This window comes from Priestia sp. YIM B13489, assembly GCF_042787645.1.
GTDB classification, from domain to species: domain Bacteria; phylum Bacillota; class Bacilli; order Bacillales; family Bacillaceae_H; genus Priestia; species Priestia megaterium.
The window spans coordinates 3,810,147-3,832,220 of the sequence record NZ_JBHZOQ010000053.1 but is presented as its reverse complement, the minus strand read 5'-3'; the positions used below and the strand labels follow the sequence as shown (position 1 = coordinate 3,832,220).

The window sequence follows — 22,074 nt, the reverse complement described above, 5'->3', positions numbered from 1 at the left end:
TCTTATGGAAAAAGCGTGCTGGGAAGATGATAAAGTAATATGATGGAACTAAGGGATAATATTACCGCTATGAATCTTAAAATCAATTTGCTTTAATAAAAGTATGAAAACTCTATCAAAACTTTTATTAGTAACACTGTTGTCTGTCACTCTAGCTTTTGGTCTTAATAACACTGCGCAAGCAGCAACCGTACATACCGTTCAATCGGGAGATACGATGTGGAAAATAGCAGTAAAATATCAGGTTGGCGTTTCCGAGCTGATTGAAGCGAATTCTGCTATTAAAAATCCTAATTCGATCTATCCGGGACAGAAAATTACTATTCCAACCGATAAAGCAGGAAGTTCATACGAAGAGCAAGTAGTTCAGCTAGTGAATCAAGAACGTGCTAAAGTAGGACTTAAGCCTTTAAAGTCTAATTGGGAAGTAGCTCGCGTTGCTCGCTATAAATCGCAGGATATGATTGATAAAAATTATTTCAGTCATACATCGCCTACATATGGAAGTCCGTTCGACATGATGAAAAACTTTGGTATTACATACAGTACAGCAGGTGAAAATATCGCTGCTGGACAAGCAACTCCAAAAGAAGTGGTTAACGCATGGATGAATAGCGAAGGTCACCGTAAAAACATACTATCGAGTCAATTTACCGAAATTGGAGTAGGTTACGCTAAAGGTGGAAGCTACGGTCATTACTGGACTCAAATGTTCATTTCAAACTAAAAAAGAAAGGAAAAAAAGCTGACTTAGTAGTCAGCTTTTTTTAGCTTCGAGCACTTTCTAGAAATTCTTTTGGATTGCCAGAAAGCTTTCCGTCCTGCTCAACGATGAGTGTGCGCGTAGGGAAAGCAAATTCTACGCCTTCTTCTTCAAGAATGTCCATAATTTCGAAGTTTATATTTTCTTTTACATCTAAATAATCAGCAAAAACGGTTGTATTTGTAAAGAAATACAGATAGATATTTAGACTGGATTCATAAAAGCCGTCAAAATTTACAAGAATCGTTTCATTGTGAATTTCTTCGTGCTCCGTCAGCATCTTTTTAATTCTTGTCACTACGGTTTCTAACTTTTCTTTTGGTGTATTATAATTCAAGTTTAAATGAAAGGCAATTTGACGTTTTCCCATCTTAGCCCAGTTAATAATAGGTTCATTAGAAAGAGTAGCATTTGGAACCGTTACGACTGCTTGAGCGAACGTTCGAATTTTGGTGCTTCGAAACGTAATATCTTCTACAACGCCTTCAACACTCGGTGTTTTAATCCAATCTCCAATGGTAAAAGGCTTTTCGGTAATAATCACAATTCCGCCGAATAAATTACTAACGGTGTCTTTAGCGGCTAGGGCAAAAGCAAGACCACCTAAACCAAGACCCGCTACAAAGCCGTTTACGTTAAAACCCCACTCTTCTGCGATGATGGAGATAGAAAGCATAACAACAACGATGCGGATGAACTTTTCAATAAAAGGAATAATGATTCGATCCACTTGGATATCGAAATTTTTGGCAAACGTTGCAAAAAATAAATTGGTAGAAGCAGCTAAATTATACAAGCCCCATCCTGCAAGGCCAACAGAAGCTGAACGAACTAAATGTCTTTCCGTGTCGGCTGTTAAAACATCAAAGGGAAGATAGGGAAGAGCAAGCTTGAAACCAATAATTACAAAAATCCAGCGCAGCGGCTTTTCAAAAGCTTCCAAAACGCTCGTAATTAAATTGATTTTTTTATTTTTGACAAAACCAATAATAAACTTAAACAAATAAGTCGTGAAAAGCTTGCGAAGAATTAAAAAGATCAAAAAGATCCCAATCGCAATCACGATTTTTTTCCAATCATCTAACGATGATAGAGACTTCAAAAAATCCATACAATCCTCCTAATTACCAAAACTGTGCTACAGTCCATTTATATCCGTCGATCGAAAGCATTTCTATGTAGAGTGTTCTTTACCCTAAATTCATGCTTTTTAAAAGCTTCTTCCCTATTAAAATAGCACAAAAATACCTTTAAATCTATTTAAGTGATAATTATGAATATATCTCTTTTTAGTAAAAGAGACAGACAACAGTCTGAAAATAAGTTGTATAATAAATAGGTGATATTATAAACGTTAATGTATCTTATTATTTATTGAAAACGTTCGTTGGAGGGAGAAGTTTTGTTAAGTCAATTGAATAGAATGCTAGAAAAATTGATGCCGTTTATTACGCCGGTCAGCTTGCTCATAGGAGTTCTTATCGGTTCGTCATTAAGTCAGTATGCCTTCTTAATTCCATGGCTTTTTGCATTAATGACGTTTGCCGGAAGTTTGAATTCAAATTTTCACCAGTTAAATGCCACGATACACCGTCCATTTCCAATCATTATGGCCCTGTTTGTTTTACATATTTTTATGCCAGCGTGGGCTTGGAGCGTTGGCCAAGTGATTTTTCCACATGATGTATTTACAAGCACAGGTCTTTTGCTAGCAGCGATCATTCCAACAGGAGTGACTAGTTTTATATGGGTCTCGATTTACAAAGGAAGCATTCCTCTTGCGCTATCCATTATTTTAATTGATACTCTTTTGGCGCCGCTTATCGTTCCTTATACACTTTTATTGGTAGTTGGAGACACCGTGCATTTGGAAGCGCTAAAGTTAGTCAAAGATTTGTGTTTTATGATTGTCCTTCCATCTTTGTTAGGCATGTGCTTAAATCAATATACAAAAGGAACAATTAAGCAGACATTAGGACCAAAGTTGGCACCTGTTTCGAAAATAGGGCTAAGTGTGATGGTTATGATAAACGGGGGAGTAATTGCACCTTATTTAAAACATATTGATAAAAAACTGCTGTTTATTATCGTGATCGTCTTTTTAATGAGTTCAGCTGGTTATTTCTTCAGCTGGATGATTGGCAAATGGCTAAGATGGGACCGAGCAAAAGTTGTGACGCTTACGTTTTGCGGAGGCATGAGAAATATTAGCGCCGGAGCCGTGTTAGCCGTATCTTATTTTCCAGCTCCCGTTGCTGTACCCGTCGTACTGGGGATGTTATTTCAGCAGGTATTAGCTGCTTTATCAGGGCGTTTAGTTCAAAACTATTACGAGAAAAAAGACGCTGAATTTGTTTCATTAAAATAAATGGAAGAAGCAAGGGAGGAACCATAGTAATCATAAAGTAAGCACTCTGTTTTAATGACGAGGGATAAGGTGCTTTTACGCTTGCTGCGTTCAAGATAACGAGGTGATTAGAAAAAGAAACGGTGTGGCATACTAGAAAGAAAAAGGTCGGATATTTTTGCTTATCAATATAGCGCTGACGTTTGTTTTACCTTGGATTTTTGGCACGTTCTATTTACATCCTAAAAATCGTCGTTTACTGCCTTTAGTAGGAACTGCTTTTTGCATTTTAGCAATCGTTATCAATGAATTAGGGAGCTATTATGGTTTTTGGAAACTCCGGACTTCTTTAGAAAATGAAGCATTAGAAGCGCTGCCTTTTAATTTAGGCGTCTATCCTGTATTGGCTAGCTATATGATTTTTTTAATCCAGCGAATTGGAAAGCCTCATTTTTTTATTTTTCTTATTGCGCTGTTTACAACATGTTTAGAAGGAACGTATGTGCATATGGAAAGAGTTACATACGGAAACGGATGGAATCTCGGCTGGACATTTTTTTCCTACTGGATTCCGTACGGCGTGATTTATTTATACTATAGGTATTTGGTTAGTCTTAGACTGCTTCACTAGAAGAAAGAAAAAGAAGTAAATTTGCACAATAAAAAAAGCCGTGAATATTCACGGCTTTTTTTATTAGATCGCTTCTTTCGAGCTAGATTTATCTTTTGAATGATCCCATGCATCAATATTATCAAGTCCAGAAATGCTGTCTTGGTAGAAGACAGGGTCTTTTCCAGCTTTCTTTTGAGCAAGATAATCTTTCAGTGCTGCAAAAGAAATTTTCGAGAGCAAGAGAATCGCGATTAAGTTGACCACTACCATCAAGCCCATAAACAGGTCTGCTAAATCCCATACAAGCTGAATTTGAGAAATAGAACCGAACACAATCATTGCAAGTACAGCAACACGGTAAGTTACTAGCCAAGCTTTATTTGTGTTCAAGAACTCAATATTTGTTTCTCCGTAGTAGTAGTTACCGATTAATGTACTAAAAGCAAATAGGAAAATCATAATTGCAAGAGCACCTGTTGCCCAAGAGCCAATGTGAGTGCTTAAAGCAGCTTGTGTTAACTCAATACCGCTTAAATTTTTATTTGTATAAGTACCTGAAAGCAAAATGATAAAGGCAGTACTACTACAAATAATAAGCGTATCTGTTAATACACCAAATGCTTGAATCAATCCTTGCTTTACCGGGTGGCTTGTTGTTGCAGCTGCGGCTGCATTTGGAGCACTACCCATACCAGCTTCGTTTGAGAATAATCCGCGTTTAATTCCTTGCATAAGAGCTGCTCCAAGAGAACCGCCGGCAATTTGATCGAAACCAAATGCATTTTTAACGATTAACGCAATAAGAGAAGGCATCTCTTGAATGTTCATAATAATAATGAAGAGTGCTACTGCAATATAGGCAACAGCTAGTACCACAACAATGTATTCTGACATTTTTGCAATACGCTTAACTCCGCCAAAAATAATGGCAGCGAAAGCCACTGTCATAATAATTCCTAACACTAAACGATTTGTTCCGAACGCATTTTCAAACGCAAGAGTAATCGTGTTCGATTGTACAGCATTAAAAATTAAGCCGAATGATAAAGTGATTAAGACAGCAAACAGTCCGCCCATCCAGCGCTTCTTTAACCCTTTTTCCATATAGTAAGCCGGTCCGCCTCGGAAGCCGCCGTCTTTGTCTTTTACTTTGTATATTTGTGCTAATGTACTTTCGATAAATGCTGAAGCTGAGCCAATAACGGCAAGCACCCACATCCAAAATACAGCACCAGGTCCCCCTAAAGCGATCGCAATCGCAATACCTGTAATGTTCCCCGTACCAACGCGGGCTGCCATACTGATACAAAACGCTTGGAATGGCGAAATTCCGTCTTTAGAAGAGCTATCCGCACCTTCTTTTAATACACGAATCATTTCTTTTAATAACCGAATTTGTAAAAACTTTGACCTGAATGTAAAAAACAAACCAAATGCAATCAGCATCGCAATCAGTAAGTAGGACCAAAGAAATTCGTTGATTGAACTAACAAAACCTTGAACTACTTCTTGCATAGTTTCACCTCTTCATGAATTATAGTAGAATAATAATAAAAAACGTGAATTTATAGAATTTTCCCTCTATTTAGATAGATCTCCCTATTTCCCCGCTGTTTTTCTTCATTATCCTTGTCGAATCTTGTTGCTAAATCTGAACCTTATATATATATAAAATAATAATTTTGGTCTTTTGTCAACTAACCTCACATGGAAAAATAGGGTGATATGACAAATGAAGCGGGTATGAAAAGGCGATAACAGCAGGGGTGAAAGAAATTTCAGTTTGTTTTACTTAATTGTTGCTAGAAAATAAAAGTTTTAGGCCAAGTACGCCAAAAACCGTTCCTTTTACATATTTTAATGTGTGCTGAAAGATACGGCTTTTTTTGACTTTTTTCCCAAGGCCAGAAGCAAATAGCGCAATAAGTGAAAAGATGATGAGCGTTTCGGCGATAAAGATGATACCAAACAAAATCATTTGCAAACTTACATGTCCAAGAGACGAATTAACAAACTGCGGTAAGAACGTAATGAAGAAAATAGCTACTTTTGGATTGGTTAAGTTGCTAACAAATCCTTTTCTAAAGTGATGGTGCTGCTGAACGTTTTCTGTTAATTCCAACGGACCGCTTTTCTCGCGAAACGATTGGTAGGCTAAAAACAGCAGGTACAGAACACCTATAACCTTTAGAATCGTAAAGGCAATAATTGATTTTTGAAAGATAATAGATAGCCCCACTGCGGCTAAAAGAGTATGTACAAATGTTCCCGTAATAGATCCTAATACGGTTTTGATGCCTGCTTTGACGCCTGAAGCAATACTTTGTGTCATTACGAAAATCATGTCTTGTCCTGGTATTAAGACAATGATAAGTGACACGGCTATGTAAGGTATAAGCCAAGAAAATGTCATGATGATTCCCTCCCAACAGAATTTTAACCATTTCGACAAAAAGTTCTCAAGAGTGTGTGCTAATGAATTAATAGATTAATGGAGTAAAGTTAAGAAGGTGTAAAAGCGTAAAAAGAGGTTATTCTCCTTAATAAAAATCAATAAAAGTGTAGGAAAAAAATAGGTGGTGTTGTATAATAATTCGATATACTTAATTTTTATAGAAAGAGGGTGAAAATTTATGAAGTACTGTTTAGCACAGCTGGAGGACGCTGCTACAGTTCATGATCTTATGCTGCAAGCCTTCTCCGTCTATCGCGATTCTGTCCCACCATCCAGTGCTCTTGATGAAACAATAGAATCTATTATGCAATCGTTAAAGCACGGAAAAAAAGCTGTCATTTTATACGTCGAAAATAAGCCGGTAGCGATGGCGCGTTTTACGCTAGAAGAAACAAGCTTATATTTTTATCGCCTGTCTGTTATTCCTGCTTTTCAAGGAAAAGGAATGGCTAAACAGCTTATTCAATGGTTAGAAACATACGCCAAAGAGTGTGGCAAGGAAAGTTTATTATGCAAGGTGAGAATGAGTGTTTTTCGTAATATAGCTTTGTATGAATCAATCGGCTTTTACATAGAGCAAAAAGAAATCGTACATAGAGACGGAGTGGATATTCCCGTAGTAAATATGAAAAAAGAGATTCTAAAAGGAGTAATGGCATGAATAAATCAACTCTTCCTTTACCGCCTCCTGTCTTTCTTTTAATCGGTGTATTAGCCGTTTCTTTTTCTTCTATTTTAATTAAATGGTCGGACGCGCCTGCTTCTATTTTAGGAATGTATAGACTGCTGTTTACGGTCCTTTTATTTTTACCGTTTTTACCATGGAGGCAAATGAAAATTCTTTTTAAAAACAGCACGGTAAAAGAATGGCTAATGCTAGCTGTATCAGGCGTGTTTTTAGGGCTTCACTTTCTGTTTTGGATGGAGTCTTTTTCACATACAACAGTTGCTAGCGCTATGATTTTGACTGCGCTTGAGCCGGTCTTCGTAGTGATAGGAGCTTATTTTTTATTTAAAGAAAAAACAAGCAAAGTAGGAATCATCAGCATTTTAATTGCTGTTAGCGGCTCGGTAATTATTGCATCGGGAGATATCGGAGTAACCAAAACGGCTCTTTACGGAGACTTACTTTCTATTTTAGGTACAGTAGCTGTTTCTGTTCATATGCTCGCGGGGCAAGAATTATGCAGGAAAATGCCTTCAATCATCTATAGCTTCGCCGTTTTTTTTATCGGTGGCCTGGTTCTATTTGTCTACAATATTTGTACAAATGTATCGCTGACTCAATATGACATAAAAGATTGGTGGATCTTTTTGCTTTTAGCGCTTATTCCTAATATTTTTGGTCATGCCTTATTTAACTGGCTGTTAAAGTACGTAGGTGCTACAACAATTTCAATGGCTATTTTAGGCGAGCCAATTGGTGCCATCATTCTCGCTTATTTCTTGCTTGGAGAAATGACAACTGTTTCTCAGCTAGTGGGAGGAATGATTGTGATGATTAGTGTGATGATCTTCTTAAAGTACAAAGCAGCAGAGCCGGAAAAAGTCATGCCTCTTCAAGAAAAGTCTAATATCAGCTAATTGGATAGGCAAGCAGCACCGAGTATGATACAGTTTATTTATCATTATTTACCATTTGGTAAAGAGGCTTTTATTAAACTACATAAAGCGGGTGTAAATATGCTGAAAAAACTAACGGACCATGTTTATTACTTTCCTCATTCTGAAGAAACGGATCGGCCGGTGCTCGGGCTTATCTGCGGGGAGAAGTATAGTTTCATCGTAGATGCCGGGAATTCTCCTGCGCATGCATCATCATTTTTAGAAGAAGTGGAAAAAATGGGCGTCCCTCCAATCAAAGGAGTAGCTATTACGCATTGGCACTGGGATCATACATTTGGTATTCATGCAATGAATAAGTATACAATCAGCCATCATTTAACAAAGAAAAAGCTGGCCTATTTAAAGACACTGCGCTGGGACGATGATTCCTTGGATAAACGCGTCCAGGAGGGGGAGGAAATCGAGTTTTGCCGGGATATGATCAAGAAAGAAATGCCGAGTCGAGAGACGTTAATTTTACAGGAGCCGGACGTAACGTTTCATCATCATATGGAAGTTGACCTAGGTGGCATCACTTGTTGCATTCAGCATATTGGCGGAGTACACGCGCAGGACTCGTCCATTGTCTACATACCCCAAGAAAAAGTCTTGTTTTTAGGTGATTGTCTATGTCCAGATTTTTATAGCGGTGACTGGAGTTATGATAAAGAAGACTTTGAGCGGATTCAGAGAGAGCTTAAAAAATATGATGCGCAGTATTATCTCTCATCTCATTTTGACCCTGAAACTCCTGAGGAACTTTGGCAAGATTTAAACCAATTGAGTGCGATTGGAGAAATTGTAGGAAATGAAGTCGATTTAGAAAAAGCATGTTTTCAGTTTGAATGTGAAACGTATAAAAAACCAACAAATGAGCAAAAAGAGAGAATACAGTATTTTGTTAATGGAAATGTCAAACGCAAAAGCAGAGAACTGTTTTGATAGTTTATGCCTAATGATAAATAAGCCCGCCTGTTCATACTATGTTATGAGCAGGCGGGCTTATTCAATTGGTTGTGCAGTGATATAAGTTTTAAGTTATGATAGTAAAATAAATAACTTGACGAAATAAAGTTATAAAAATATAATAAGTTACATAAAGTAAGTTGATAAAAAAATGATATATTCAAAAGGAGAAATAATCATGAACTTTCACCGTGCACCTCATGTATTTGTTGGGAAAGTAAATTTAAAAGTAGAAAATTTAGAGCGTTCACTTGCTTTTTATCAGCAAATAATCGGGTTTAAACTTTTAGGGAGAAAAGAGAACAAAGCTCTGTTAACAGCTGATGGACGCACGGCGCTGTTATCGATTGAACAGCCGGAAAACGTTACAGCAAAACAGCCTCGTACAACAGGCTTATATCATTTTGCTCTATTGTTGCCCACTCGTTCTGATTTAGGAAGTATACTGCAGCATTTGTTAAATAGCGGTTATCCGCTTCAAGGGGCGTCTGATCATCTAGTGAGCGAAGCGCTGTACTTGGCAGATCCAGATGGAAACGGCATAGAGATTTATCGAGATCGTCCGTCAAGTACATGGGAATGGAATGACAGTGAAGTAGTAATGGCTACAAAACCTTTAGATGCAGAAGCGATATTAGCTGAAGGAAACGGTAAACCATGGACAGGATTACCTTCTGCTACCTTAATGGGACATATTCATCTTCACGTTTCTGAATTAGAGCAAACGGAAAACTTTTATCGAAATGGATTAGGTTTTGAGGTTGTGAGCAATTACCATAATCAAGCATTGTTTATTTCAACTGGGCGCTATCATCATCACATCGGACTAAACGTTTGGAATGGAATTGGAGCGCCTAGTCCTCTTGAAAGCAGCGTTGGTTTAGAGTCATTTACACTTGTTTTTTCAGCTGAAGAAGAAAGGGAGCAGGCAATAAATAAGCTTCGTGAAATCGGAGCAGCTGTGTCTAAAGAAAACCAAGATTTCATCACAAAAGATCCATCAGGCAATATAATTAGATTAGTCCTTTAACATAAAAGCTGCCGCAATTGGCAGCTTTTATTTATCGCAATGTTCGTCAAAATAGGAAAGAAATGTACACTTTTTTCTCAAATAGTAAGATGATAATGGCGAAAACGGTGTTATTTTCAGGGAAATAAACGAAGAGTCTTACGTTTAAAAAAGTTTGTAAACAAGCGGGCGTGGGAATAAAATACATATCAAGCATCATTTCTTATCGTTATTGAATTTTTATATAAAGTCTTTTCATATAAAACCTTGAAAGAAGGGAGCGGAAACCTGTGAGATATAAAGTGAAACATTGGCTTAGATTAACTTCAGACGAGCGCTATCTTGTATTGTTTGCTACTGCTGCTTTGCAAAAAGAAAAGCGATAAAAGAGTTGTTAATAGTAAGGAAAGTAGCTTTATATGCTAACGAAAAGGTAATAAAAGGCCTGAAAATAATATATTTATTTTCAGGCCTTTTATTGTTTTCAAACCTTTTTTAAGTCAACTGTTGAGAGATAGCTTCAGCCGTTTGTTTGCCGTTTGTTATACACGCTGCAATGCCTACTCCATAGTAAGAACAGCCAGCTAATGTAATAGCGGGGTGCTTGTCATGGAATTTTTGAGTCAAGCTGCGTACAAGTTCACCGTGTTTAAGGTGATAGGTAGGCATCAATTTATCCCAATTGGTTACGTCGCTTTCAATAGGCTCCTCTTTGATTCCTAAGCTGTTTTCAATGTCCTTTTGTGCCACTGCTAGCAGCTCTTCTTTTGACATCGTCCGCAGGCTGTCAAAGTGGTGACTCGTACTTTTATAAAACAGGCGAACTAACAAATTCCCTCGCTTAGAAGTGTGAGCCCATTTTTTGCTCGTCCACGTGCAGGCATTGGCGATTAAGTTGCTTGATTGAGAGGCAATAAATCCAGTGCCTTCAGCGGGAAGGTATTCGTCTGGAACGTCATAGCCGATGTATACGCTAATGAGAGAAGAATCTTTTAACTGCTCAAAGTCTTCGTTTAATTCGGGATCGTTCAACAGGTGCTGAGCAGCCGTGTGCGGTGTAGCTAACACCACATAATCTGCTGAATAGGCTTGCCCCGGCGTACTGATTTGGTAGCGTTCACCGTTCCGTTTTATGTTGGTAGTTGGCGTATCTTTTAAAATCGTTACATCAGAAAGCTCTTCCTCTAAGCGGTGAATAATCGTTGATAAACCTTGTTTAAACGAAATGAATTTTTTATTTCCTGCCGTTTTGAATTTTTTTTCATTGGCTCCCATTCCTTTGATGATGCTGCCGTACGTGTTTTTGTAGTCGAGCAGATACGGGAGAGTCGAAGAAATCGTAAGTTTGTCTAAATCGCCAGAGTAGACGCCGGATAAAATAGGTGCAATTTGCTTTTCTACTAGCTCTTCTCCTAAAAAATGTTTTAAAAAGAGTCCGATTGAGCTGTCTTTCGTAAACGTTGTATTTTTAGTGATTAAGTCTTTTAAAGCTGTAATTTTAGCTTTTGAAGAAATCAGCTCGCTTTTAAAAAGAGATTCCACGCTTGTTGGAATACCGAACATGGTATCTTCAGGAATTGGAAGCAGCTCATTAGCAGAGTAAATAAACGATTTGCCCGTTTCGTTATATACTAAATCGTTTGTTAAGTACAGCTCTTCTAGCAGAGGCATAACGTTTTCTTTTCGAGCTACAATAGAATCCGCCCCTGTTTCCATGATAAATTCCCCAGCTTCACGCGTATTGATTTTCCCTCCTAAATGGGCATGTTTCTCTAGTAATAATAATTTAACCGGGAGATTACGTTCTCGTTTTAGTTTCTGCAAATAGTACAGAGTGGTTAAGCCCGTAATTCCTCCTCCAATAACAGCGACCGTTTTCAAAATATTCACTCCTACATTTTCAACAATTAGTCTGTAATATACGAAAATCATACCACTATGACTAGGAAAAGTGTAATGAATTGATTGTGAACATAGTGTGTGCAAACACGAAAAGAAATATTGAAACTATACGATTAGATATTTTGAAATTACATAAAATAAAAGCTCATACACGTAGAGAAAATGACTGAGACGCAGCAGTGAAGAAAGGAGGAAGCATCATGCTCGGCGGTTTTATGGAAACGCTGAAAAAAGACTGGCTCGCTTTAGTATTAATAAGTGTTCTTATATGCGGTATTACCTTAAACGTACGAGCCGAAGAGAAGAGCGGACGAAGCGGATACATCGAACCAAAGCTAGTTTTTCCTGTGATCAGTGATGTTCATATTAAGGAAACAGGAACGCTTGATTTGCGTACTTTTCAACATGCATTAACGCAATTAAATGAACAGGCACCGAAACAAGATGCATTTGTAGTAGTAGGAGATTTGGCTGATACCGGCGCGTTAAAAGAATACGACCGCTTTTTTTCTATTTATAATCAAAATAAACAGCCGCAGGCCGTATCTCTTTTTACGATTGGTAATCATGAATACAGGGACAGCGTAACTAATCAGCAAGCGCAGCAGCGTTTTTTATCTAAAACTAAAATGAAAGCTCTTTATTTTCATCAAGTGATAAAAGGATATCATTTTATCATGCTTGGAACAGAAAGCCGTCTGACCGCGGGTGATTATTCAGTCAAACAAATTAACTGGCTTGCTGAACAGTTGAAGATAGCAAAGCGAGACGATCCTAAAAAACCGATTTTTGTCTTTATTCATCAGCCTATTAACAATACACTGTACGGGAAAAACAGATGGGGGATAGAAGTGAATGAACAGCTTCTTTACAATACGTTAAAACCTTATCCGCAAGTCATTACATTTTCTGGTCATACCCACCATCCGCTGGACGATCCTCGTACTATTTTTCAAAGAGATTTTACATCTCTTGCAACGTCTTCTGTTCGGTATATATGGCCTGGTGCCGGATATTTACAAGGTGAACTTCCTCCTGGCTACCGAGATGTGAGTCAAGGTCTTCTTGTAGAGGTTTATAATCGAAAAGTAGTCGTTAAAAGGCGAGATTTTCACGCAAATAAGTGGACAGGAGAAGCGTGGGAAATTAACATACCTGCAGATGCAAAAAAGTTTCACTACACGAATGAACGAGATTTAGTAAAACCGATTTTTCTCCCAAGCTCTACTATTTCTGTTATACAAGAAAAAGCTTCATCGAATCAGCTGTATATCCAGTTTACGCAAGCGGTGGATAATCTGATGGTTCATTCTTATCGCATTACCGTCAAAAATAAACAAACTGGAGAAGTGGTCAAAACATATAATGCATTTTCTCAATACTACAGCGATCCCGTTCCGGATGTTCTAAGTCTTCCGTTATCAGGTTTACAGCCTCATACTGCGTATCAAATAGAAGTAGCGGCAGTGGATGCGTTTGACAATCAAAGCGACCAAAAATTAATCATTGAAGGCTCTACTAAATAGCTAAAAGAATCCTGATTTTTATTGATTCTTTTAGCTTTTTTTCATCTGTTTTTAATGTTATTTTCATTAGATTTTTAAGTGGAGTTGCTACACTGAAACTGTATTTAAAGTCATAATATGTAATTTTAATGAAAGTATCAAAAATCAAAAGGAGTTTGTATGAAAGGATCTTTTGTACGTTTTTTAGTAGTGGGACTGGTCAATACAGCAGTAGGTCTTTCCATTATGTATGTGCTGCTTCATATTTTTCATCATTACTGGGCAGCAACGTTTATCGGAAACGCAGCAGGAGCAGTCGTCAGCTACGTGTTAAATCGAATATTTACGTTTAAAAGCGGAGTTCATTTATCTACAAGCATACTGCGTTTTATTTTGGTTATCGGCGTTTGCTACGGCTTGTCTTACTATATTGGACTGCAGTTCTCCAGCTGGTTATTGCATCAACTTCCTGCTGCTGTGCGTCCGTTCAAAAAAGACGTCGGTATATTAATCGGAACAGGTCTGTATACGCTTTTAAATTATACGGGTCAAAAATACTTTGTATTCAATACAAAAAAAGAAGCAGTCGTCGTACACGATTAGCTTCTAGCAATTATGAAATGGAAATAGGTGTTAACAGATGAAGAAAGAAACAGCTATGAATAAAGAAAAAACATTGCTTATTATCGCTTTCCTTTTGCTGCTTGCGTATGTATCCCCTATGTTTTTGCTCGGGGAAAATTCACATATACGCGTGCACGATAATTTAGACTCAAATATTACGTGGTATAAAGTTCTGCATCGAAGCGGAGAGCTGTTTGGCTCCAGTCATGCCGTATTACCTCAAATTATTAATGGATTGCCGAGGAATACGTTTGGAACAGAATTTAGCGGTATTCAGTGGCTGTATGGTTTATTTCCGACCATGCTTGCGTACAGTCTCAGCCAAACGATCACGCGCGTATTTGCTTTAATTGGAATGTACTTATTATTAAAAAAGCATTTTATTAAAAGTGAGGATGCTTATGCGATTCGAGTGCTTGTATCACTTGCTTTTGCACTTACGCCATTTTGGCCTTCGGGCATGCTGAGTACATTAGGACAGCCGCTGGCGCTGTGGGCGTTTTTAACCATTCGAAACCGCGAAGGAACGTGGAAGGAATGGCTTACTCTTTTATTACTTCCGTTTTACGCGAGCTTTGTTCTAGGATTTTTCTTCTTTTTAACGGCGATGGGAATGCTGTGGCTAAGAGATGCAGTTAAAAAACGAGTTTGGAATATTCCTTTTTTAAGCAGTATTGCAGCGATGACCGCTGTCTTTCTGCTCATTGAATACCGTCTTGTTGATTCTCTTTTATTTCCCGAGGCCCCGACGAGTCGAAATGAATTTTTAAGCTCTACTCTAAGTTTCGGACATTCCGTTCGCCTTGCTTTTAAGAACTATACGCTTGGGCATACGCATGTAATGACGCTTCATACCTTTGTGATTTTACCGCTTTCTTTTATCGTACTTTGGATCGTTGCTCGGAATCAGAAGGGGAAGCTTGAAAAAACGTTTTTGCAGTTATTTATCCTTAATCTACTACTGTCGATTTGGTATGCGTTTTGGTTTTATAAAGGATGGGAGCCGTTAAAAGAAAAATATCAGCTTTTTAATACGTTTAACTTTGCTAGATTTCATTTTTTACGCCCGCTCATTATTTATTTGATGTTTGCAGTTGGCAGCTATGTTTTATGGAAACGGAGCAAGGCGTGGAAAAAGTTTGTGTGGGTGTGTTTGATTTTACAGCTGCTTGTGTTATTTATAGCGAACCCTGAGCTTTATTATCGCTACAATCACGAGCCGTCAGTCAAAGAATTTTATGCTGTCCATCAATTCGATGAAATCAGCAGATATATAGGGAAACCTAAATCATCTTATCGGGTAGCAAGCATTGGGCTTCATCCATCAATTGCTCAGTATAACGGCTTTTATACGCTCGATACGTATAACAACTTCTATCCGTTAACGTATAAACATGAGTTTCGCAAAATCATTGCCAAAGAGCTTGATAAAAATAAAAAGTTAGAAAGTTACTATGATCACTGGGGCAACCGCTGCTATGTGTTTGTTAGCGAGCTAGGGAAAAAATATGATTACCGAAAAGACTCAACGAAAAAAATCCGTCATTTGCAGCTTAATATCAGCCAATTTAAAAAAATGGGCGGTCGCTATATCTTTTCAGCTGTGCCAATCGAAAATGCTGAAAGTGACGGTTTGCACTTTTTAAAAGCGTTTAACGATAAACAGTCCGCTTGGAAAGTGTATGTATATGAAGCAAAGTAAGGGGGCAATAACATGAACAGACCTATTTTAACGATTGTTGTTCCATGTTACAACGAAGAAGAAGTATTCACAGAAACATCTTTTCAATTAACTACTGTAGTAAAAGAACTGATAAATGAACGTCTTGTATCAAGTGAAAGTACCATTTTATTTGTAGACGATGGAAGCAAAGACAGCACGTGGTCGCTTATTGAAAAAGAAAGCTGCAGCAATTTGTTTGTAAAAGGGTTGAAGCTAGCGCGGAATGTAGGACATCAAAATGCTTTGCTCGCAGGACTAGAAGCAGCCCATAAGCAATCTGACTGCGTCATTTCCATTGACGCAGATTTACAAGATGATATCAGCGTTATTCGTACTTTTATAGAGAAATATTGGCTCGGGTATGAAGTCGTATATGGTGTTCGAGACAGCAGAGAAACTGATACATTTTTTAAACGAACCACGGCAGTAGGGTTTTACCGTTTTATGAATAAGCTAGGAATTCAGCTCGTTCAAAATCACGCCGATTTTCGTCTCATGAGCAAACGTGCTCTTGGTGAACTTATGAAATATAAAGAAGGCAACGTCTTTTTACGAGGCCTTGTACCATTAGTAGGATTTCGCTCCACGGAAGTCACATATGACCGCAAAGAACGGACAGCGGGCGAATCAAAATATCCGTTAAAGAAAATGCTTGCTTTTGCATTTGATGGAATTACATCTTTTAGCGTAGCGCCGATACGCTTATTGACGCTGCTTGGAGGAGCTTCTTTTCTCTTTAGTATTGCGTTTGGTATTTATGCGCTGATTCAAAAATATTTAGATCATACGCAAATCGGCTGGACGTCTCTTATTTTATCAATTTGGCTTGTAGGCGGCTTGCAGCTAATGGGAATGGGTCTTGTCGGAGAATACATTGGCAAGATTTTTAACGAAGTGAAACAGCGTCCTAAATATGCGATTGAAAGAGATTTATATACAAAACACTCATTAGACAAACAAAAAGATTTGCTTATGCATTAATTTAAGAAGCTTCTCCTAAATGGAGAGGCTTTTTTTGTTAAAGCGTTTATCATAATTTTTGAGTGAACAGGAAATGCTACTACTAAAATTTCTAAGGAGATCAAAATCTATGAAAAGACTATTTTATACAGTCAGCACTTTTTGTTTTGTTTGGCTTGCTTTTGCAGCCATTCATGTCAGCGCTCTTTCGATTGAGAAGCTTCCAATGAAGAAATCATCTGAACAATGGTCGGTTGAACTGACAAAAGCGAGCATGACGGGAGATAATCAGCTAAAGTGGAAAAATAACGTCTATCATACATATGGATTAACCGTTGAAAACATTGGAAAAGACGTAGAGCGCGTGCATGTCCAAGCTTTTCGGCACGAAGGAAAAAATAAGGCGAAATACAGCTTGTTTTCTCCTATTGAAAGGTCTAACTTAAGCAAAAGCGGTCAGCGTTTTCGCTACGCGAATTTTGCTGTTCCTGGAAAAGCGGCAAGTTTAGACATTATGATTAACTGGACGGACGAACGAGGCAATCATCAAGAACATTTTGAATTTAAATAAAAGTCTTCGCTTAGGCGAAGACTTTTTTTGCAGGAATTTATCCTCGCATGTGGAAAACGAACACGAAAGGAGAGATCCATAATGATTGCAAAAGCTACTGAAGAAGAATTACAGGAAATTCGGACGAAATCTGCTGATGCGCTGTTTGAAGGAACGATGAAGCAGTTTCATCCGTCAGCTGAACGCGTAAATGAACTAGTTGGTAGTGCCTTTGAAAAAGGCTGTTATTATTTAGTTTTAAGACAAGAAAATAAACTCGCAGGCTGGGTTCTTATCGGCCCATCTACCGACTTCTTTTCAAAAGAAGAAATTGGCTTTATCTACGAATTATATGTTGTACCCGAATACCGCGGGCAAGGTTTAGCCAAGCCGTTAATGCAAAAAGCAATTGATGAATTGTCTATCAAAGGATACCCTGAAATCAGACTCAGCGTTCATGCTGGGAATTTTGCACAGCATGTGTATCGTGAACTTGGCTTTGTAGATAAACAAATATCAATGAGCTTCCAAGTGGCAAAACGTCCGTAACGTTGATGAATGTCAGCGAGTCCATAAAACATAAGATGTTATACATGCGATGAGGTTCGGTAATGAAAGTAAAAGTAAATAAGTAGCCCAAACAGCGCCTTTATCTAGTACTTCAACGGCTCCTCCAGCTGTATTGTCTGAGGAGGGGGGGGCTTCAAGCGCGTTCATGATCAAAGCCGCTGCTGCTAAAATAATCCCTCCAATACTTCCGGTTGTTTTGACAATTGCAATATGGAAAGTAGATGAAAAGGCAATGCTGAGAAGCAGCAGCAAGCTTCCCAAAAAAGCAGATAACATATATCGTTTCATGTGCTCACCATCCTTTATGAAAGCATACCATATTTTACTTCTTTTTTCTTTTTATTGAAAAGCTATTGACGTAACCTATAAAACATATTAGAATAGTCAGAAATAATTTAAAAACGAAATATTCTTATCTAGAGAGGTGGAGGGACTGGCCCTTTGAAACCTCAGCAACCACAATTATTGAATGGTGCTAATTCCAGCATAGCCTAGCTCTGACAGATAAGAAGAGGAATCTTTTTCTATGATGAAATCCTCTTCTTAGGAAGAAACATTTCGTATAGAAAAGGTGATGACATTGAATAATACACAAACGAATTTATGCATTAATGATTATTTAGATCTATACTTATTAGCAAAAGAAATAAAAGACGAAACGTGGCAGCAGGAAATTTTAGCGGCGCTAAAAACGCATCAAAATCGTTCATTTGAAGAAAAACAATCCGCTCTAGTTCAAGAGATATGGGAAGATTTTAAACAGTTAAATGAAGATATTTCTTTTACGTATCGCTTAATTCAAGAAGAGCCAACTAACGAACAATTTCAGGCTAACTTAAGGCACTTGAGAGAACGGCGGATCACGCTGAGCCGTGAGTTATATTTAGCTAAAAAACAGTATGTTGAACACACGCAATAAAAAGATCCGCTTGAGAAACAAGCGGTTTTTTTGCGTAAAAATGTTAGAATCGTTATATTTCGGGTAGTAAATAGATAAGACAAGCAAAGGAGGGATAACAGTGGCTCAAGGTGTATTGTGTGAAGTGAATGAGTGCATGTATTGGAAATCCGGAAATAAATGCAGTGCAGAGTCCATTTACGTTGTGAGTCCTGAAAGTAGTCACCATGTTTCTGAAACGGAAGAACCTGGCTGTAAAACTTTTGAACCCGCGAGATAAATGCTAGTTTTTATAAAAAAGCATAAAATGAACGATGCGCTGACGGAGTTGAGTCGGCGTTTTTCTATTTTTAAAAAATACTATTACTTAAGTGCAATAATAAATACATAGTAAAAAAGTAGTGCCTATGTCTAATTGTGCGTTTAAACAAAATGATAAGATAATTTTTTTGTTTTTCGACAAAAGAAAAGTGAGGGAAAGGTGATAGAATACAAATATACAGCCTAGCTGTCTTTTAGCACAAATTTATATGAAAGCGCTAACAAAAAAGGCTGTGTTCATCTCGTTTTGACAGATTGGAAAAAGGGGAGACGTTTATGCAGGGGAAAACTCAGGGGAAAGAATTGAAACGCGGGTTAGAAGAAAGACATGTGACGCTGATGTCCTTAGGAGCAGCCATAGGGGTAGGACTGTTTCTTGGATCTGCATCTGCTATTAAATTAGCAGGGCCAGGAATATTATTGGCGTACGGATTTAGCGGAATGATTATGTTTTTTATTATGAGAGCACTTGGAGAAATGGCGATTCAAAAACCTGTTGCAGGTTCATTCAGCAAGTACGCACGCGACTACTTAGGGCCGCTTGCTGGTTATTTAACAGGTTGGAACTACTGGTTTTTATGGGTTGTAACATGTATGGCTGAAATTACAGCCGTTGGTATTTATATGGGGTATTGGTATCCGGATGTACCAAACTGGATTTGGGCGTTATCGGCGCTTGTCATCATGACAACGGTTAACTTCTTAGCTGTTAAGGCATATGGTGAACTGGAATTTTGGTTTGCACTTATTAAAATTTTAGCGATTGTATTAATGATTGCCGTTGGATTATTAATGATCGTGTTCGGAATCGGCAACGGCGGCGTTGCGACTGGTATCAAAAACTTGTGGGACAACGGCGGACTGTTCCCGAACGGATTCAAAGGTATTTTGCTGTCGCTGCAAATGGTCATGTTTGCGTATTTAGGAATTGAAATGATCGGCGTTACCGCGGGAGAAGTGAAAAATCCCGAAAAATCTCTAGCAAGAGCGATTGATTCTGTCTTTTGGCGTATTCTGATTTTCTACGTCGGTGCGTTATTTGTCATTATGTCGATTTATCCGTGGCAAGAGATTGGTTCACAGGGAAGCCCGTTTGTATTAACATTTGAAAAAATCGGCATTCCAGCGGCGGCTGGTATCATTAACTTTGTTGTACTAACAGCAGCTCTTTCTTCTTGTAACAGCGGTATTTTTAGTACAGGCCGTATGCTGTTTAACTTAGCAGAACACGGAGAAGCACCAAAAGGATACGGTCAGCTTACAAAGGGCGGCGTACCGGGAAAAGCTGTTTTGGCATCAGCAGGTGCGCTATTAGTCGGAGTAGCGTTAAACTACATTGTGCCTGCCAAAGTATTTACGTGGGTAACAAGTATTGCAACATTCGGTGCGATTTGGACATGGGGAATTATTTTGCTTTCTCAAATTAAATATCGCAAAACGTTAAAAACAGGTGAAGAGGCAAAGCTGAAATACAAAATGCCTTTATTTCCGTTAACATCTTATGTGTCACTTGCGTTCCTAGCGCTGGTAGTGGTTCTCATGGCATATAATCCAGATACAAGAATTGCAGTTGTCATCGGACCATTATGGTTTATCGGTCTTATTATCGCGTACTACGCAAAAGGATTTCATAAACGAAGTCAAAGTTCAGCTGCAGCTGAGCAAAAGCTAGTGAAATAACAGAAAAGACCTCTTTCTTGGAAAGAGGTCTTTTTTCATTAGTTTATGTGTGAATGATTAGTTTATTTTAAGGGATCATTGGTACGGATAAATAATGTAGAAAATATTCTATTTATTCTGTACTATTTAGTTAGAGAATTCGTTAATGATTAAACGGTAATTGAAAGTGGATGAGTATGTTAGTTTTATGCTTTTTAACGCCACACAGTGCATCGAAAAGTTGGGAGGACATATGCAGAAATGATTGAAACATTTAGTGAAAAAGACATAAAAGGTTTGCTGCTGTTATCGCAGCTGGAAAAATGGGATTATAGTGAAGCAGATTTACATACGATTTTTTCATCTGGAGACGTATTTGGTCATAGAAATGAGAACGGAGACATCGTATCAAGTGTGGCCGTAATTTCGTACAAAAATCAGTCAGCTTTTATAGGAATGGTGATTGTGAGAAAAGATTACCGAAAACAAGGGTTAGCCGGGCAGCTCATGAAGCACTGTCTGCAAGTTCTTTCCCCTGAGATGAATGCCTACTTAATTGCGACAAAAGAAGGTGAGCACTTATATCAAACAACAGGGTTTAAAACCGTGGACTATGTAAGTAAATACATAATCAGTGAATACACACCAAGAGCATTTAAAGTTTCAGGATTTTATACACGACCCTTAAAGAGAAGTGACTTCAAAGGGATTGTAAAGCTTGATGAAGCAGCATTTGGAGATAATAGAAAGCTATTTTTAAAAAGTAGAATTCAGCAAGCTGAAAAAGCAGTTGTCTTACAAAACGAACAAAATAAAATGACGGGCTATGGTTTAGCGGTTCGTACGCCGAGCAATATCGTGATTGGTCCCGTAGTTGCTCCAAACGCTGAAGCAGCGATGCTAGTCATTGATGAACTAGCGAAGAATTACAAAGAAAAGCTGAGAATTGACCTGTCTTCTCATGAGGAAACGTTAAAGAAACTTGTGGAAAATCACGGATTTCAGCTTCAAAATGAGCCTCCTGTTATGGCGTATGGTGTCAATCCTCTCCCTGCTAGACAGGGCAATCTTTTTGCTATAGCAGCTCAGGCGTTTGGATAAAAAGAAAGGAGAAGCTCCTTTCTTCGCGTCTACCGAATTCTATCAATTTTAAATCCATTATCAATTTGATGAAAGCCGGCTTTTGGATAGTAGTTCATAGCAGAAGGAGCGGAAAGTAAAATCAGCGCGGTTTCTTCGCCGATTTCTGATTGAACGTGTTTGATGAGCTGTGTACCGATTCCTTGCTTTTGATAGTCTTTTACAACAGCTAAATCCGATAAATAGCAGCAGTAGCTAAAATCTGTTAACGCTCTGGCTATGCCAATGAGTTCGCTGCCGTTCCAAGCGGTAATAGTAAGAGAAGCGTGATCAAGCATTCTTTGAATTCGATCAAGGTCTTGTGCAGGACGTTTAATACCTGAATGTACAAACACTTCAGCGGCTTGTTCTGCACGGATTGAGACATTGGTTTTATAAATAATGGTCATTGTGTCATCTCCTTGAAGGATAAGATATAGTCCAGTTTATAAAGAAACTGAATGGAGAGTAAGTGTCAGAAACGG

Annotated in this window: 23 protein-coding genes and 1 riboswitch; of the genes, 17 read left to right on the top strand and 6 right to left on the bottom strand. The window is 38.2% G+C overall.

Translation table 11 applies throughout. The annotated features are described in order from the left end of the window. Positions 1-103 precede the first annotated feature (103 nt). Positions 104-727 (top strand): SafA/ExsA family spore coat assembly protein, encoded by a 624-nt coding sequence (gene safA, locus ACFX4W_RS25600; RefSeq protein ID WP_078082276.1) that lies wholly within the window; start codon positions 104-106, stop codon positions 725-727. 40 nt (positions 728-767) lie between these two features. Here the strand turns inward: safA and ACFX4W_RS25595 are convergent, their stop codons facing one another. After that, the gene (locus tag ACFX4W_RS25595) at positions 768-1,874 is read right to left on the bottom strand and encodes a mechanosensitive ion channel family protein (protein WP_043976672.1); all 1,107 of its coding nucleotides are present in this window, start codon (positions 1,872-1,874) and stop codon (positions 768-770) included. A 291-nt stretch (positions 1,875-2,165) separates the two neighbouring features. On the opposite strand from ACFX4W_RS25595, the gene ACFX4W_RS25590 reads away from it, so the two are divergent. Continuing rightward, entirely contained in the window at positions 2,166-3,131 is a 966-nt protein-coding gene (locus tag ACFX4W_RS25590; RefSeq protein ID WP_043978279.1) for a bile acid:sodium symporter family protein, read from the top strand. Positions 3,132-3,288: 157 nt separating this feature from the next. Continuing rightward, positions 3,289-3,741: a CBO0543 family protein gene (locus ACFX4W_RS25585; protein ID WP_043978282.1), complete on the top strand. Its 453-nt coding sequence runs from the start codon at positions 3,289-3,291 to the stop codon at positions 3,739-3,741. A 63-nt stretch (positions 3,742-3,804) separates the two neighbouring features. Here the strand turns inward: ACFX4W_RS25585 and ACFX4W_RS25580 are convergent, their stop codons facing one another. Together ACFX4W_RS25580 and ACFX4W_RS25575 are read right to left on the bottom strand one after the other, a co-directional pair. Then, on the bottom strand, positions 3,805-5,238 hold the full coding sequence (locus ACFX4W_RS25580; RefSeq protein WP_043978284.1) for an alanine/glycine:cation symporter family protein: 1,434 nt from the start codon (positions 5,236-5,238) through the stop codon (positions 3,805-3,807). A gap of 277 nt (positions 5,239-5,515) precedes the next feature. Then, on the bottom strand, positions 5,516-6,136 hold the full coding sequence (locus tag ACFX4W_RS25575) for a LysE family translocator (RefSeq protein WP_043978286.1): 621 nt from the start codon (positions 6,134-6,136) through the stop codon (positions 5,516-5,518). Positions 6,137-6,356: 220 nt separating this feature from the next. Here ACFX4W_RS25575 and ACFX4W_RS25570 point away from each other — a divergent pair, with 220 nt between their 5' ends. The 4 genes from ACFX4W_RS25570 to ACFX4W_RS25555 all read left to right on the top strand — a co-directional run bounded on the left by ACFX4W_RS25570 (position 6,357) and on the right by ACFX4W_RS25555 (position 9,779). Next, on the top strand, positions 6,357-6,839 hold the full coding sequence (locus ACFX4W_RS25570; RefSeq protein WP_043978288.1) for a GNAT family N-acetyltransferase: 483 nt from the start codon (positions 6,357-6,359) through the stop codon (positions 6,837-6,839). Next, a complete protein-coding gene (locus tag ACFX4W_RS25565; protein WP_043978289.1) occupies positions 6,836-7,762 on the top strand; it encodes a DMT family transporter in 927 nt (308 codons plus the stop codon). Before ACFX4W_RS25570 ends, ACFX4W_RS25565 begins: the two co-directional genes overlap by 4 nt. Before the next feature lie 24 nt (positions 7,763-7,786). After that, the gene (locus ACFX4W_RS25560; RefSeq protein WP_043978291.1) at positions 7,787-8,725 is read left to right on the top strand and encodes an MBL fold metallo-hydrolase; all 939 of its coding nucleotides are present in this window, start codon (positions 7,787-7,789) and stop codon (positions 8,723-8,725) included. Between the two features lie 202 nt (positions 8,726-8,927). Continuing rightward, on the top strand, positions 8,928-9,779 hold the full coding sequence (locus ACFX4W_RS25555) for a VOC family protein (protein WP_043978293.1): 852 nt from the start codon (positions 8,928-8,930) through the stop codon (positions 9,777-9,779). Between the two features lie 474 nt (positions 9,780-10,253). Here ACFX4W_RS25555 and ACFX4W_RS25550 read toward each other — a convergent pair whose 3' ends face one another. Continuing rightward, complete coding sequence (locus ACFX4W_RS25550; protein ID WP_043978296.1) at positions 10,254-11,639, bottom strand: protoporphyrinogen oxidase; 1,386 nt, start codon at positions 11,637-11,639, stop codon at positions 10,254-10,256. A gap of 221 nt (positions 11,640-11,860) precedes the next feature. Between ACFX4W_RS25550 and ACFX4W_RS25545 the strand changes: the two genes are divergently transcribed. The 6 genes from ACFX4W_RS25545 to ACFX4W_RS25520 all read left to right on the top strand — a co-directional run bounded on the left by ACFX4W_RS25545 (position 11,861) and on the right by ACFX4W_RS25520 (position 17,571). Continuing rightward, the gene (locus ACFX4W_RS25545; protein ID WP_043978299.1) at positions 11,861-13,186 is read left to right on the top strand and encodes a metallophosphoesterase; all 1,326 of its coding nucleotides are present in this window, start codon (positions 11,861-11,863) and stop codon (positions 13,184-13,186) included. Between the two features lie 159 nt (positions 13,187-13,345). Then, positions 13,346-13,768 carry a GtrA family protein gene (locus ACFX4W_RS25540; protein ID WP_013084632.1) on the top strand — a complete coding sequence of 141 codons (423 nt, stop codon included), beginning with the start codon at positions 13,346-13,348 and terminating at the stop codon, positions 13,766-13,768. Between the two features lie 37 nt (positions 13,769-13,805). After that, complete coding sequence (locus ACFX4W_RS25535; RefSeq protein WP_097824431.1) at positions 13,806-15,491, top strand: DUF6044 family protein; 1,686 nt, start codon at positions 13,806-13,808, stop codon at positions 15,489-15,491. Between the two features lie 12 nt (positions 15,492-15,503). Further along, positions 15,504-16,493: a glycosyltransferase family 2 protein gene (locus ACFX4W_RS25530; protein ID WP_043978303.1), complete on the top strand. Its 990-nt coding sequence runs from the start codon at positions 15,504-15,506 to the stop codon at positions 16,491-16,493. A 109-nt stretch (positions 16,494-16,602) separates the two neighbouring features. Further along, positions 16,603-17,043, top strand: a complete 441-nt coding sequence (locus ACFX4W_RS25525; RefSeq protein ID WP_043978306.1) for a hypothetical protein — start codon at positions 16,603-16,605, stop codon at positions 17,041-17,043. Positions 17,044-17,124: 81 nt separating this feature from the next. Continuing rightward, a complete protein-coding gene (locus ACFX4W_RS25520; RefSeq protein WP_043978308.1) occupies positions 17,125-17,571 on the top strand; it encodes a GNAT family N-acetyltransferase in 447 nt (148 codons plus the stop codon). 12 nt (positions 17,572-17,583) lie between these two features. On the opposite strand, the gene ACFX4W_RS25515 is transcribed toward ACFX4W_RS25520, so the two are convergent. Next, positions 17,584-17,880 (bottom strand): hypothetical protein, encoded by a 297-nt coding sequence (locus ACFX4W_RS25515; protein WP_043978310.1) that lies wholly within the window; start codon positions 17,878-17,880, stop codon positions 17,584-17,586. Positions 17,881-18,001: 121 nt separating this feature from the next. After that, positions 18,002-18,103, top strand: a riboswitch (SAM riboswitch). Positions 18,104-18,172: 69 nt separating this feature from the next. On the opposite strand from ACFX4W_RS25515, the gene ACFX4W_RS25510 reads away from it, so the two are divergent. The 4 genes from ACFX4W_RS25510 to ACFX4W_RS25495 all read left to right on the top strand — a co-directional run bounded on the left by ACFX4W_RS25510 (position 18,173) and on the right by ACFX4W_RS25495 (position 21,571). Next, a complete protein-coding gene (locus tag ACFX4W_RS25510; protein ID WP_043978312.1) occupies positions 18,173-18,511 on the top strand; it encodes a hypothetical protein in 339 nt (112 codons plus the stop codon). 100 nt (positions 18,512-18,611) lie between these two features. Next, on the top strand, positions 18,612-18,770 hold the full coding sequence (locus tag ACFX4W_RS25505; protein ID WP_016765258.1) for a DUF1540 domain-containing protein: 159 nt from the start codon (positions 18,612-18,614) through the stop codon (positions 18,768-18,770). A 317-nt stretch (positions 18,771-19,087) separates the two neighbouring features. Next, positions 19,088-20,491: an alanine permease AlaP gene (alaP, locus tag ACFX4W_RS25500; RefSeq protein WP_028410948.1), complete on the top strand. Its 1,404-nt coding sequence runs from the start codon at positions 19,088-19,090 to the stop codon at positions 20,489-20,491. 240 nt (positions 20,492-20,731) lie between these two features. Further along, the gene (locus tag ACFX4W_RS25495; protein WP_043978314.1) at positions 20,732-21,571 is read left to right on the top strand and encodes a GNAT family N-acetyltransferase; all 840 of its coding nucleotides are present in this window, start codon (positions 20,732-20,734) and stop codon (positions 21,569-21,571) included. Positions 21,572-21,600: 29 nt separating this feature from the next. Here ACFX4W_RS25495 and ACFX4W_RS25490 read toward each other — a convergent pair whose 3' ends face one another. Continuing rightward, complete coding sequence (locus ACFX4W_RS25490) at positions 21,601-21,999, bottom strand: GNAT family N-acetyltransferase (protein WP_043978316.1); 399 nt, start codon at positions 21,997-21,999, stop codon at positions 21,601-21,603. Positions 22,000-22,074 lie beyond the last annotated feature (75 nt).